The 13,644-nt window shown below is 67.8% G+C and carries 12 protein-coding genes; 2 read left to right on the top strand and 10 right to left on the bottom strand.

Features of this window, described 5'->3' with window-relative positions; genetic code table 11:
- Window positions 1-59: 59 nt before the first annotated feature.
- From BHE01S_RS00585 to BHE01S_RS00570, 4 genes are read right to left on the bottom strand one after another with little or no spacing between them, the layout of a single operon-like run.
- Window positions 60-821: an ABC transporter ATP-binding protein gene (locus tag BHE01S_RS00585; RefSeq protein WP_042259332.1), complete on the bottom strand. Its 762-nt coding sequence runs from the start codon at window positions 819-821 to the stop codon at window positions 60-62.
- Entirely contained in the window at window positions 812-2,671 is a 1,860-nt protein-coding gene (locus tag BHE01S_RS00580; RefSeq protein ID WP_042259330.1) for a branched-chain amino acid ABC transporter ATP-binding protein/permease, read from the bottom strand. The genes BHE01S_RS00585 and BHE01S_RS00580 overlap by 10 nt, the downstream gene beginning before the upstream one ends.
- 3 nt (window positions 2,672-2,674) lie before the next feature.
- Window positions 2,675-3,574 (bottom strand): branched-chain amino acid ABC transporter permease, encoded by a 900-nt coding sequence (locus BHE01S_RS00575; protein WP_042259328.1) that lies wholly within the window; start codon window positions 3,572-3,574, stop codon window positions 2,675-2,677.
- Between the two features lie 16 nt (window positions 3,575-3,590).
- The gene (locus BHE01S_RS00570) at window positions 3,591-4,757 is read right to left on the bottom strand and encodes a branched-chain amino acid ABC transporter substrate-binding protein (protein ID WP_042259326.1); all 1,167 of its coding nucleotides are present in this window, start codon (window positions 4,755-4,757) and stop codon (window positions 3,591-3,593) included.
- Window positions 4,758-5,031: 274 nt separating this feature from the next.
- Between BHE01S_RS00570 and BHE01S_RS00565 the strand changes: the two genes are divergently transcribed.
- Entirely contained in the window at window positions 5,032-6,276 is a 1,245-nt protein-coding gene (locus BHE01S_RS00565; protein ID WP_042259325.1) for a D-amino acid dehydrogenase, read from the top strand.
- Entirely contained in the window at window positions 6,273-7,061 is a 789-nt protein-coding gene (locus tag BHE01S_RS00560) for a maleate cis-trans isomerase family protein (RefSeq protein WP_042259323.1), read from the top strand. Before BHE01S_RS00565 ends, BHE01S_RS00560 begins: the two co-directional genes overlap by 4 nt.
- Window positions 7,062-7,079: 18 nt before the next feature.
- On the opposite strand, the gene BHE01S_RS00555 is transcribed toward BHE01S_RS00560, so the two are convergent.
- The 6 genes from BHE01S_RS00555 to BHE01S_RS00530 form a co-directional block, all read right to left on the bottom strand.
- A complete protein-coding gene (locus BHE01S_RS00555; RefSeq protein WP_042259321.1) occupies window positions 7,080-8,045 on the bottom strand; it encodes a chemotaxis protein in 966 nt (321 codons plus the stop codon).
- A gap of 115 nt (window positions 8,046-8,160) precedes the next feature.
- Window positions 8,161-10,488, bottom strand: a complete 2,328-nt coding sequence (locus tag BHE01S_RS00550) for a putative bifunctional diguanylate cyclase/phosphodiesterase (protein ID WP_063769064.1) — start codon at window positions 10,486-10,488, stop codon at window positions 8,161-8,163.
- Between the two features lie 286 nt (window positions 10,489-10,774).
- A complete protein-coding gene (locus tag BHE01S_RS00545; protein WP_042259320.1) occupies window positions 10,775-11,068 on the bottom strand; it encodes a hypothetical protein in 294 nt (97 codons plus the stop codon).
- 22 nt (window positions 11,069-11,090) lie between these two features.
- A complete protein-coding gene (locus BHE01S_RS00540) occupies window positions 11,091-11,609 on the bottom strand; it encodes a hotdog family protein (RefSeq protein ID WP_157025053.1) in 519 nt (172 codons plus the stop codon).
- Window positions 11,606-12,433 (bottom strand): beta-ketoacyl synthase chain length factor, encoded by an 828-nt coding sequence (locus BHE01S_RS00535; protein WP_042259425.1) that lies wholly within the window; start codon window positions 12,431-12,433, stop codon window positions 11,606-11,608. The genes BHE01S_RS00540 and BHE01S_RS00535 overlap by 4 nt, the downstream gene beginning before the upstream one ends.
- Window positions 12,434-12,438: 5 nt before the next feature.
- Complete coding sequence (locus BHE01S_RS00530) at window positions 12,439-13,644, bottom strand: beta-ketoacyl-[acyl-carrier-protein] synthase family protein (RefSeq protein WP_042259318.1); 1,206 nt, start codon at window positions 13,642-13,644, stop codon at window positions 12,439-12,441.

The following is a 13,644-nucleotide window of genomic DNA, read 5'->3' as shown; positions in this document are numbered from 1 at the left end:
CGGCGCTCCGGGTCGCATTCGCGGTCTTCGACCCGCGCCGCCGCCCCGATCTGGCAGCGCTAAACGGCGCCGCCTTCCTGCGCCGCCGCACTGCCGCCGAGATACGTTGCCCGCACCCGGTTGTCGTCGGCCAGTTCGCGGGCCGAACCCGCGAGCGCCACGCGGCCGCCTTCGAGCACGTAGGCGCGGTTCGCAATGCGCAGCGCCTGACGCGCGTTCTGCTCCACGAGCAGCACCGCCGTGCCCGCGCGGCTGATGCGCGCGATCACTTCGAAGATCGCGCGCACGAGTTTGGGCGCGAGCCCCATGGAGGGCTCGTCGAGCAGCACGAGTTTTGGCTTGAGCATGAGCGCGCGCGCAATCGCGAGCATCTGCTGCTCGCCCCCGCTCAGCGTGCCGGCGAGCTGATCCTTGCGCTCGCGCAGCCGGCTGAACGTTTCGTATGCCTGAGCAATGCCCTGGTCGAGCGCGACGGCGTCGCGCCGCAACAGGTAGCCGCCCAGGCGCAGGTTCTCCTCGACCGTCAACGTGCCGAAAATGCGCCGCCCTTCCGGCACGTGGCCGATCCCCAGCGCGACGATGCGATGCGACGGCAGCCCGACGAGCGCCTGTCCCTCGAACGCAATGCTGCCGCCGCGCGGACGCAGCAGCCCGGAGACGGTACGCAGCGTCGTGGTCTTGCCCGCGCCGTTGGCCCCAAGCAGCGCGACGATCTCGCCCGGCCCGACATCGAGCGAAACGCCGTGCAGCGCTTCGATGTTGCCGTAATTCACACGCAGGTCGCGAACGTCGAGGAGTTTGCCGGCCGTATCTAACCCCATAGCGACTTCTCCCCGTCCGTGGCGTCGGGTCCGTCGTCTTCCTCGGCCGTGCCCAGGTACGCGTCGATCACCACGGGGTCGTTCTGGATCTGCACGGGCGTGCCCTGAGCAATGATCTCGCCATGATCCATCACGATGATGCGGTCGGACACGCCCATCACGAGCGCCATGTCGTGCTCGATCAGCAGCACCGTCACGCCCAGGTCGCGGATGCGGCGGATCTGCGCCATCAACGCGTGCTTTTCGGTTGGGTTCATGCCGGCGGCAGGCTCGTCGAGCAGCAGCAGGCGTGGCTGGCTCGCCAGCGCGCGGGCGATTTCCAGCCTGCGCTGATCGCCGTACGGCAGGTCCGAGGCATATTCGCTCGCGCGCGCGCCGAGCCCCACGAGGTCGAGCCAGCGCTGACCGAGCGCGCCGTGCCCGGCCGCTTCGGCGCGCGCGGCGCGCGTGCCCGCCAGCTCGGCCACGAGGGTGGTGTGCAGCCGGTGATCCATGCCGATCAGCACGTTCTCGAACGCGCTCATATGGTTGAACAGACGGATGCCCTGAAACGTGCGCGCGATGCCGCGATGCACGTTGCGATGGGGCGCGCCGCCGCCAAGCGGCTCGCCGCGCCAGACGAGGCGGCCGCCGCTCGGGCGGATCACGCCCGTCAGGCAGTTGAACACTGTGGTCTTGCCCGCGCCGTTCGGGCCGATCAACGCGAGAATCTCGCCGCTGCGCACCTGGAACGTGATGCCGCCGACCGCGCGCACGCCGCCAAAGCGGCGCTCGAGGTCATGCACTTCGAGCAGGGTTTCGCGCGCGGCGGCGGCTTCGAGGCCGCCGCTATCGGCGAGCGAGACAGCCGCCTCGCTTTGCTTGCCCGCCGCTTCCGCTGCTTCCGCTTCGTGCGCCACCGTCTCTTCCTCGGGCCGCGGCGCGGCGCGCCGCACGCGCGCGGGCCACAGTCCCTGCGGGCGCAGCAACATGAGCACGACGAGCGCGACGGCAAAGCCGAAAATGCGCCACAGGTTCAAAAAGCGCAGCATTTCCGGCAGCCCCGCGACGATCAGCGCGCCGAGGATCACGCCGGGAATGCTGCCGCGTCCGCCCATCACGACGACGATGAGGATCGTCACCGACTGCAGATACGTGAATGCCGTGGGGTCGATCGTGCCGAAGCGCGCGGCGAAGAGACTGCCCGCGAGGCCGCCGATCAGCGCGCCGATCACGTAGGCGAGCATCTTCACGCGCAAGGTCGCGACCCCGACCGCCTCGGCGGCGGCTTCGTCCTCGCGGATGCTGGTCCACGCGCGCCCGAGGCGCGAGCGTCCGAGCCGCACGGCGAACACCAGTACGACGATGAAGAACGCCATGCCCAGCACATACACCGAGCGCGGCGAGCTGAATTCGAAGCCGAACAGGCTCGGCGGCTCGATGCCGTAGATGCCGTTCGGGCCGCCGGTAATGTCGAGATTGGTGGCGACGATGCGCGTGATCTCGCCGAAGCCGAGCGTGACGATGGCGAGATAGTCGCTGCGCAGGCGCAACGTGGGATAGCCGATCACGACGCCGGAAGCCCCGGCAAAGGCGAGGCTGAACGGCAGCGTCGCCCAGAACGAGAAGTGCAGCAGCGTTTCGAGCAGCGCTGTGGTATAGGCGCCAATGGCGAAAAACGCCGCGTAGCCGAGGTCGAGCAACCCGGCATAGCCCACGACGACATTCAACCCGAGGCCCAGAATCGCGTAGGTGATGATGGTCAGCCCGACGTCGACGATATAGCCGCTCGCGAACTGGGGCAGCGCGATCGCCAACGCGATCAGCACGCCGGAAACGACCCATGAGGTGTCCGTGGCCCGCGCACGCATGTCTCACATCCTCTCGACCACGCGTTCGCCGAACAGCCCGGTGGGCTTGACCACGAGCACGGCGATCAGCACGCCGAACACGAACACGTCGGTCCATTGGGACGACACGTAGCCCGCGCCGAACGCCTCCAGCAGGCCGATCAGGACACCGCCCACCATCGCCCCCGGAATATTGCCGATGCCGCCGAGCACTGCCGCCGTGAACGCCCGCAGCCCGAGCACGAAGCCCATGAAAAAGTTGATCTGTGTGTAGAAGAGCCCTTCCATCACGCCGGCGACCGCGGCGAGCGACGAGCCGATGAAAAACGTGAGCTGGATGAGCCGCTCGACGTCGATGCCCATGAGCCGCGCCGCGTCCTGGTCGATGGCGAGCGCGCGCATGGCCGTGCCGACGAATGTATGGTGTACGAACAAATACAACGCGACCATCAGTGCGAAGCTGGACGCGATTATGCCGATCTGCGCAAACGTGATGTGCACTTGCGCAATCTCGAAGCCGGTATGCGTGAGCAGGTGCGGGTAGGTGCGAAAGCCCGCGCCGTAGGCGATCAGCACGCCATTCTCGAGCAACAGCGATACGGCTAGCGCCGTAATGAGAATGGACAGGCGCGGCGCGCGCAGCAACGGCTGGTAGGCCACGCGCGCAATCGCCACGCCGAGCACGCCGGTCGCGAACATGGCCGCCGCGAAGGCGAGGAACAGCGCGAGCGCGAGCGGCAGGCGAGCGGCCGCGAGTGCGGAAAGCGCGCTCCAGCCCACGAACGCGCCCACCATGAAGAGATCCCCGTGTGCGAAGTTGATGAGCCGGATGATGCCGTAGACCATCGTGTAGCCGAGGGCGACGAGCGCGTAGAACGAGCCGATCGTCAGCCCCTCGATGACGAACTGGAAAAAGGTGCTCATGAGCAGCCCGGCGCGCTTACTTCATTGCCACCCACTTGCCGCTCGCATCCTGGCGCTGGTAAGGCTCGAACTGATCGTTGTGCACGACGACCGTGATGTACACGGCACGGCTGCGGTCGCCTTTCGGATTGAAGCCGATCGTCCCCGTGGCGCCCGGGTAGTTCGTGATCTTGTGCAGCGCGGCGCTGATGTCCGCGGGCTTGGCCGACTTGCCGTCGGCGATGGCCTTGGCGGTCACGCCCACGGCGTCGTACTCGTACACCGAGTACGGCCCCGGGCCCTGGCCATAGCTCTTGTTGTACTGATCGAGGTAGTCGTGCGCGCCAGGAAGGAACTGTGCGAGCGGCGCGGTCGTGATGATCATGCCGTCGGCGGCCGGCCCCGCCGTCTTCATGAGCGTGGGGTCATTGGTGCCGTCGCCGCCCATGAAGGTCATCTTCAGGCCCACCTGGCGCGCTTCCTTCACGAGCAGACCCGCCTCGGAGAAATAACCGGTGTAATAGATCACGTCCGGCTTGAGCGAGGCAACCTTGGTGAGCGTAGGCGAATAATCCATCTGGCCCGGCGTGATCGAGTCGGCGTAGATCACGTCCACGCCCATTTTCTTGAGCGATTCCACGGTGTTCTGCGCGAGACCCTTGGCATAGGTCGTGTTGTCGTCGATCACCGCCGCGCGCTTTGCGTGCAGCGAATTCTTGATGAAGCTGGCCGCGAAAGGCCCTTGCTCGTCGTCGCGGCCAATCGTGCGGAACACGTTGTCGTAGCCCATTTCCGTGAGCTTCGGATTGGTCGAGGCGTCAAGCACGTAGGGAATACCGGCGCGGTGGAAGGCGGTCAGCTCGGGCAATGCCGCGCTCGAGCAGTAGCCGCCCGCCACGGCGACCACGCCCGCGTCCACGAGTTTCTGTGCGGCCTGAACCGCCGTTTGCGCGTCGCACGCGTCGTCCTCGGGCACGAGTTCGATTGGCTTGCCGAGCACGCCACCCGCCGCGTTGATCTTCGCAGCCGCGAGTTTTGCGCCGTTCAGGATATCCGTGCCCGCTGCGGCGCTGCTGCCCGAGAGCGGCACCGGCACGCCGATCTTGATGGTCTCTGCCTGGGCGAGTCCGGGTGCCAGCGCGGCAAGCGAAAAGAGCATGAACGCGAGAGTTGCGTGCAGCGTGCCATTGTTCTGAGGATTCATGTGAGCGGCTCCTGAGCGTGGACCCGACCGGGCGATGCTGCAACGCAGGCGAGCCCGCGCGGTCAGTTAGCGAAACGAAATAATTCGTCCAGTGCGATGCCCTGCAGGTCCTGCTCGCTCATGGCGCGCAGCTTGCATGGGGTAGCGGCGCATAACGACCTATTCATGATAGATGCATGCCACCGTTTAACTGCCATAGGGTATGCGCGAATACAAATTGCGTGCGCTCGTGGCCGCGTGAAGGTAGTTTGTATACACGCACGGAGGGGCGCGAATGAAGACCATCGTACTGGGCGGCGGCATAGCGGGCGTCACGAGCGCGTATTACCTCGCGCGCGACGGCCGCGACGTGAGCGTTATCGAGCGACGCGCTGGCGTTGCGCTCGAAACCAGTTTCGCCAACGCCGGGCTCGTCGCGCCGGGCCACTCGTACACGTGGGCGTCGCCCCGCGCGCCGAAAATCCTGCTCAAATCGCTGTTCGTCGAAGGCCAGGCGCTGCACCTGCGCCTGAAGGCCGATCCGCACATGTGGGCATGGTGCGCGCAATTCCTGCTCAACTGCACCGAGGCGCGCTCGCGCGAGAACACCTCGCGCAAGGTGAGGCTGTGCCGCTATGCGCAGCATCAACTGCAGGAGGTCACAGCGCGCGAGCAGCTCGAATACGATCTCATCAGCCGCGGCCTGCTCTATCTCTATCGCGACGCGGCCTCGTTCGAGCGCGGGCGCGCCCACATGTCGATCCTCGTCGAAAACGGACTGCCGCTCGAAACGCTCGACGCCGCCGCGGTCGCGGTACGCGAGCCCGCGCTCGCCCACGCGCGCGAACGCATTGCGGGCGCGATCTACTGCCCGAGCGACGCAAGTGGCGACGCGCACCGCTTCACGCGCGGGCTCAAAGAGGTTTGCGAACGTATGGGCGTGCGCTTCGTGTTCGATGCACCTATCGAGGCCATCGAAGCCGCCGGCGATCGCATTGCCGGCGTACGCACGAGCGCCGGCGTGATCCAGGGCGACGACTACGTGCTCGCGCTCGGCTCCTGGTCGCCGATCCTCGCGCGGCCACTCGGCTACCGCATCGCGGTCTACCCTGTGAAGGGCTATTCGGCCACCTTCCCCTGCGGGCCTGCACACCGCCCGCCCGAGATGGGCGGCGTGGACGAGAATCACCTTGTGGCATGGGCGCGGTTTGGCGCGCGCCTGCGCTTCACGGCCACCGCGGATTTCGCGGGCTACGACACGCGCCACACGCCCGCCGATTTCACTTCCATGATGCGCTCGGCGCGCGAACTCTTTCCGCAAGGCGCCGATTACACGCAGCCGGCGCACTGGGCCGGGCTGCGGCCGATGACGCCCGAAGGGACCCCGCTGATCGGCCGCACGCGCCATCGCAACCTCTTTCTGAACACGGGTCACGGACACATGGGCTGGACCATGTCGTGCGGCACGGCAAAACTGCTCGCCGACATCATGGCCGGGCGCGAGCCCGAACTCGACATGACGGGATTGACGCTGAAATGATATCTGCCGCAGCGCCGCAAAATCACGAGGATGCCTACACCAAACTCGACTTCGCGCTCGACGGCGGCATTGCCCGCCGCGCCGCGATCGGCCTCGTCGTGCTGGCCACCGATCACACCATCGAATACGAGTGGCGCGATCTGCTGCGCCAGCCGGGCGTGGCGTTCTACGAGAGCCGGCTCGAGAATTCGCCGGACATCACGCCGCCTCGCCTCGCAGAAATCGAGGCGCGCATCGCCCCCGCGGTGAGCCTGATGCTGCCCGGCGAGCGCCTCGACGTGGTGGCGTTCGGCTGCACGTCGGCTTCGATGGTGATAGGCGAAGAAAAGGTCGCGGCGCGCATCCGCGAGGTCCGGCCTGACATTGCCTGCACCACGCCGATCACGGCCGCGCTCGCCGCGCTAAAGGCGCTCGACGTGCGCCGTGTGGCGCTGCTGACGCCCTATGTGCGCACCATCAACGACTTCATGCGCGATTACATCGAGGCGCGCGGCGTGGCCGTCACGCGCATGGCTTCGTTCGAGCATGCGGACGACAACGAGGTGGCGCGCATCGATGCGAGTTCGATTCGCCGCGCGATAGACACACTGGCGCGCCACGACGATGCCGATGCGGTGTTCGTGTCGTGCACCAGCCTGCGCGTGGCCGCGCTCGTGCCTCGGCTCGAAGCGCAGACCGGCAAGCCGGTGCTGTCGAGCAACTACGCGATGGCGTGGCACGCGCTGCGGCTCGCGGGGATGCACGATAGCGAGCCGCAGTTGGGGCGCCTGTTCGCGCGCCAGTGACCTCATCGGCTCACGAAATCAGGCGTAAACAGGCTTGCCGGCGAGCGCGCTGCGAATCGCACCCGCGAGGTCGCCAGCGGCGAATTTCGCCACATAGCCGCTGGCGCCTGCATTCTTCACGTGCGCTTCATTCGCGGTGCCCGTGAGCGACGAATGAATCACCACGGGAATATCCACGGTGCGCGGGTCCGCCTTGATCTTGCGCGTCAGCGTGAAGCCGTCCATCTCCGGCATCTCGAGGTCGGTCAGCACGAGCGCAATGCGATCCTTCGCGCGCACGCCGTCGCGTTCCGCTTTTGCCGCAATCTCGTCTAGCTGCTTCCACGCTTCGAGGCCCGTCTTCGCCATCGTGTATTCCACGCCGAGCGCCTTGAGGCTCTGGCCGATCAGCTCGCGCGCGAAACCCGAGTCGTCGGCGGCCAGCACTTTCGCGCCCGGCGGAATCATCGCGGGCTCGCCCACGTCTTCCGGCACGACCGCGCCGTGCTGCGCCGGGAACACGTCGCGCAACACCTGCTCCACGTCCACTACCTGCACGAGCTTCTTGCTCTCGGGGTCGTTCTCGAGCCGCGCGATGCTCGTCACGCGGTTGCCCATCGTGACGTCGGCGGTCAGCACCTGGCTCCAGTCGAGCCGCACGATCTCGTCCACGCTTTCGAGCGCGAAGCCCTGCGTGGAGCGCGCGAATTCGGTCACGAGCAGGATGTTCAGGCCCGTGGCCGGCTCGCAGCCCATGAGCCGCGGCAGGTCGATCACGGGCATCACCTGGCCGCGGATGTTCGCCGCGCCCAGCACGTAGGGGGACGACGCCGCGATCGGCGTGATCGCCGGCATGCTCAGGATTTCCCGTACCTTGAAAACGTTGATGCCGAAGACTTCGCCAACCTCGCTGCCCGGCGCCGCGCCGAGACGGAAGAGCAGCAGCTCGAACTGGTTCGTGCTCGTCAGCCGGGTTCGTTCGTCGATTGCGAAGCCGCTATCCATGATTCTCTGGTGTCCTTTACGTGTGGCGCGATGCGTCCGGCATCCGCTCCCTGCCAACGTCTACGGCCTGGCGCGGGAAATCTTGAGCCTGCCGCTGCCGCACGACCGTGCTGGATCAGGGCGCCCTCACACGCCCGCGCGCAGGCGAGCCGGCAGTATGCTCACGCAGCAGCGCCGCGCAGACCTGGGCGCTCACCGGCCTGCCGAACAGATAGCCCTGCTGCCGTTCGCAGCGCAGCGAGCGCAGAAACGACGACTGCTCCGGCGTTTCCACGCCTTCGGCGGTCACGCGCATGCCGAGCGAATGCGCCATGGCCACGACGGCCTGGGTGATCGCCACGGAGTCGCGGTTGTCGGGCAGGCCCGCCACGAACGTGCGATCGACCTTCAGGTGGTGCAGCGGAAAACGCTTCAGATACGCCAGCGACGAATAGCCGGTGCCGAAGTCGTCCACCGAAATGCGCACGCCAATGGCGTTCAGCGCGTGCAGGAGTGGCAGCACGCTCTGGCTGTCGCTCATGAGAATGCCTTCGGTGATCTCCACTTCGAGCGCGTCGGGCGCGAGGCCCGTGCGCGCGAGGCATGCTTCCACCTGTTCGACCAGCCCTTCTGCGATCTGGCGGGGCGAGAAGTTGACCGCCATGACGAAGTCGGGCGCGAGGAGGCGCCGCCACTGCGCGGCCTGGCGGCACGCGTGCTCGAGCACCCACTGGCCGATCGGGAGGATCATGCCGGTGTCCTCGGCCACGGGGATGAACTCCGCCGGCGAGACCTGGCCCAGCTCCTCGCTCTCCCAGCGCAGCAGCGCCTCGGCGCCGATCATGCGGCCGCTTTCGCCATCCACGATCGGCTGATAGACGAGGCGCAGTTCGCCCGAAGCGAGCGCGCGGCGCAGCCCCCGCTCGATCTGGAAGCGGCGCTGCAGGCGCTGGCGCAGCTCGGTCGTGAAGAACTGAAACTGGTTGGTGCCGCGCTGCTTGGCCGCGTACATGGCCGAGTCGGCGTTGCGCATGAGCGCGGCGGCGCTGCGGCCATCGTCGGGATACAGGCTGATGCCGATCGAGGCGCCCAGGTAGTACTCGTTGCCCGCCACCATGAACGGCGCGGCTATCGCGCCGAGCACGCGCTGCGCGAGTGCGACGAGTTCGTCCACGCCCTGGTAGCAGCACACCGCGATCACGAATTCGTCGCCGCCCACACGCGCGAGCGTGTCCCCCTCGCTCACGCACCCGGTAAGGCGCCGCCCCACGTCACGCAGCAGCGAGTCGCCGGCTTCGTGGCCGCCTGTGTCGTTGACCTTCTTGAATCCGTCGAGATCGACGAAGAGGAGCGCCGGCTTCGCCGAGCACGTGGCGCTCTCCAGCATCGCATGCATGCGCTCGGCAAGAAAGGTGCGGTTATAAAGGCCTGTGAGCGCGTCGCGCGTGGCGAGGTAGCGCAATTGCTGCTGCGCCTCGCGCACGGGCCCGATGTCCGTGAACGACACCACCACGGAAATCGGCTCGCTTTCGCCGGGCCGGAAGATCGGCAGCACGTTCTCGCTCACCCAGACGATCTCGCCATCCGCGAGTTCGAGGCCGACCGTCTCGCCGAGCACCGGCGTGCCCGTTTCGAGCGCCTTCATGCTGGGGCGCTTCGAGGTGGGCAGGGGCTTGCCGCCTTCGTCGAGCACGCGCGGAATCACCTTCATGATGCTCATGCCGATGGCGTCCTCGGGCAGGTGCAGGAGGCGCCGCGCGCTGCGGTTGCAGGCGAGCACGGTGTCGTCGCGGGCCTGCATCACGATGCCTTCGTTGAGATGGTCCACCACGAGGCGATGGTGCTCCTCGCTGAGCGCGAGACGCTCGGCCATGGTCTGCTGGTTGAGCAGGGCCGCGACGCTGCGGGCGATGTCGCACAGCAGCGCCTCCTCGGCCGCGCTGGGCCGCCAGGGCCGGCCCTGGTACACGGCGAGCGCGCCCAGCAGGCCGCCGTTGTCGTCGTCGAGCGGCGTCGTCCAGACCGCGCGCAGGCCGCTGTCGAGCGCGATGCGGCGGTACTCGCCCCACTCGTGCGCGAGCTCGTAGTCCTCCACGCACACCGTGCGCCGCTCGGCGATTGCCGTGCCGGACGGGCTCGTGCCGGAACCGACCGGCGTGCCGTCGAACGCGGCGTGATACTGCGCCGGCAAGGATGGCGCGCTGCCGATGCGCAAGCGCCGGCCATCGCCGTCCAGTTGCAGGATCGCGCAGTTCGCGCCCGCGCCCAAGAGCCGCCCGGCGCGGCAGCAAACCTGCGCCAGCAGTTCCGGCAGGGGCATGCTGCGCGACACCAGCCGCAATACGCTGCGCTCCTGTGCGAGCGCTTCATCGGCCCCGCTGTTTGCCCCGTCCGATTCCTCCTCCGACTGACCGTCCCGTGATCCCGCTGCGTCGAACGCTCCCGCCGCTTGGGAATAGACCATACCTTCTTCCCCTCCAGTTGCCGCGGTGCGTGTGGTGCAGGTAGCGCCCGCGGCCGGCCCGATCTCTAGTGTGGTGTGCGGCGCACCGCCCGCCGTGAGGCGAGTGATGACGCCGCCACTGTATTAACGGCAAGGGCGGCGGTATCTTGAAGCGTCGGCAGGGGATGCTGCGGGGCTGATAACAGCGCGCGGACGGGAAGGCGCGCCGGGTGAAGGCTCACGCGCGCAGCGTGGGTGGTCGCGAGGGTAAACGCCTACGTGTGCCTACGCCCAGCGAAAGATAGCTCTACGTCTGGCTCTTCTCGCTGCTTTCGCCACTGCCGTCCTTATGGAACACGCGCTTGGTCGCGCGCTTCGTGGCCTCGTAGCCCTCGCGCGACACATGCGCGATGCCGTGGCCCACCGTCTTCGCCGCGTTCGCGGTGGCGTGGCCGAACTCGCGCGCGGCGTGGCCGGTTTTCGCGGCGGCTTCCTTCGAATCGTGCTTGATGTCCTCCTTCACTTCGTGAACATCGGCATGCGCCATCGTGCTGGCCACGCCCAGCACGAGCGCCGCAAGTATGAACCGTTTGGATTTCATCGTCGGGCTCCCTTTCGTGTTGTCAGCGAACGACTGCGGACGCGTCGAGCATCACTGCCGCGCGCCCCGTAAGCAGTACGCGGCCCTCGCCGCGCACCGTAAAACCATAGAGGATCGTGCTGCCGCTGCCGCTCATGCGTTCGGCTTCGATCGCGAGCGGCGCGGCGAGCGTGTCGAGACGCTCGATATGCGCCATTACGTTACGCACGCTCGCAAGAAAGCCCACGCGCGGGCGGCCCGCCGCCGCGCCATCCCTTGCACCGAGCAACGCGCCATGCACCGCCATCGCCTGCGCCGCGTACTCCACGCCGCACACGGCTGCGAGGCGGCCGCGCGAGCGCAGCGGGTTGTGCGGATCGCCATGGCTTGTCGCCGTACAAAGGATACGTGTCCCGTCCCACGCCTGCACACCATCGAGCAGACACATCGCGCCGCTGTGCGGTATGCGCGCCGCGATCCATGCGCGATCGAGCGGCGCGGTCGGCGCGGCATTCGCGATCACGTCCGCGAACGTATCCGGCAGGTCGGCTTGCGTCGTCATGCGCCCTCCCCAAACGCGTCCGGGCCCGTCACGTCGATTTGCACGCGCAGTTCGGGCAAATAGTCGACGACCACGCTCACAGGCTGGCCAGATGTGTCCATGCGCGCGAGCGCTTCGAGCAGCGGCAGCGCACGCGCGGCGGGATTGTTCGTGCGCAGCGCTTCGAGTTCGGGCGAGGCGAGCGGTGTCGCCGGCGCTTCGGTGAGTGTCACGTCGAGGCGCGCAATCGTCGCCGCGCTCGCCTGCGGCGCGAGCACGAGCGCCACGCCAAACGCATCGGCCACGGGCCGCAACGCATGCAGCGGCTCGGGATAGTCGGCGTCGTAGGCGATCAGCAAGGTGGGCGCGCCATCCACGGCCACCTGGCACGCGCTTTCGAGCAGGCCCGCCGCGAAGCTGCCGTCGTGCGCGCACAGCACGTTCGAGGCAGCCCGGTCTCGCGTCGCGATGCTCCAGTAGCCCGCGGGCGCGTTGTGCACCGAGTTGTGAAAACGTGTGGGCGAAAGCAGGCGGTCGTCGCCGGCCAACGCGTCGCAGATGATGTGGCAGTTCTGACCGTCTCCACCCGAGGCCGCGAACACGGCGGCCAGCGTCGTCGCGTCGCGGCCGCTCGCCGCGACGGCTTCGTGGCCCACGGCGAGCGCGGTCTTGACGACGGCCCCGGTCCGGCGGCGCTCCGCGGCCGGCAGCCCCTCGGGCGGCGGCAGCAGCGTGCGTGCGCTCGCGTAGGGCGTGCGCGCGGCGAGCACGTCGGCCGTCTGCGGCCAGTTGGCGAGACCCGGGCCGATCACGCCAACGCTTTCGATGAATGCGGAAAGTCTCATGGCGGTCATCCGTGATGTGCGCGGTCCGCGCGGCCGAACAGGAGGCTGCAGTTCGTGCCGCCAAAACCGAATGAATTGCTGAGCGCGGCACCCACTTGCGCCTCGCGGCTTTCCAGCACGTAGTCGAGGCCCAGCGCGGCGTCGGGCTGCGTGGTGTTGACGCCGGCGGGCACGAAGCGATGGCGCAGCGCGAGCGCCGCGATCACGGCTTCGAGCGCGCCCGCCGCGCCGAGCGTGTGCCCCGTCGCACCTTTGGTCGAGCTGCACGGCGTGCGCTCGAACAGCGCGTTGACTGCGCGGCTCTCGGCGGCGTCGTTGCTCGGCGTGGCCGTGCCATGCAGATTGATGTAGCCGATTTCGCCTGGCGCCACGCCCGCGGCGGAAAGCGCCTGCGCCATCGCGGCGCGCGCACCGAGCCCTTCGGGATGCGGCGACGACATGTGATGCGCGTCGCTCGATTCGCCCACGCCGAGCAGCAGGATGGCATCGTCGTCCAGCGTGTCGGGCGTGCGCTCGAGGAAAGCGAACGCCGCGGCCTCGCCAATCGAAATGCCGTTGCGGTTCACGTCGAACGGGCGGCACGGATCGCGCGACAGCAGTTCGAGCGAGTTGAAGCCGTACAACGTCGTCAGGCAGAGCGAATCGACGCCGCCCACCACGGCCGCATCGATCAGCCCCGCTTCGATCATGCGGCGCGCGGAACCGAACACCTTCGCGCCCGAAGAACAGGCCGAAGAAATCGACGTGGCCGGCCCGCGCAGGCCGAAGTACGCGCGCACGAACGAGGCCAGCGCGAACGGGTTGTGCGTCTGCGCGTAATGAAAGCCCGGCTTGAGCGCGCCGCTTTCCAGGTCGCGCTGCCGGTAGGCGTTTTCGGTTTCGAGAATGCCCGAGGTGCTGGTGCCGACGAACACGCCCACGCGAGCGGCGCCGTAGCGCGCGACGGCGGCGTGAATGTGTTCGGCGAAACCGTCCTGCGTGAAGCCGATCTGTGCAAGACGGTGGTTTCGGCACACGTAGTCCGCAAGATCGGCGCGCAACGTCTCGCTCTCGAGGCCCGCCACCTCGCCGGTCCACGTTTCGAGGTCCGCGCGCGCGAAGTCGCAGCGCGCAAGGCCTCCGCGCGCGCCGCGCAGCGCGTCGAGCGTCGCGTCGAGCCCGCGCCCGAGGCAGCTGGTGGCGGTGAAATGCGAAAGGATGAGTGGTTTCAC

The organism is Paraburkholderia heleia NBRC 101817 (assembly GCF_000739775.1).
Classification (GTDB): domain Bacteria; phylum Pseudomonadota; class Gammaproteobacteria; order Burkholderiales; family Burkholderiaceae; genus Paraburkholderia; species Paraburkholderia heleia.
This window is presented reverse-complemented; position numbering and strand designations above follow the sequence as displayed.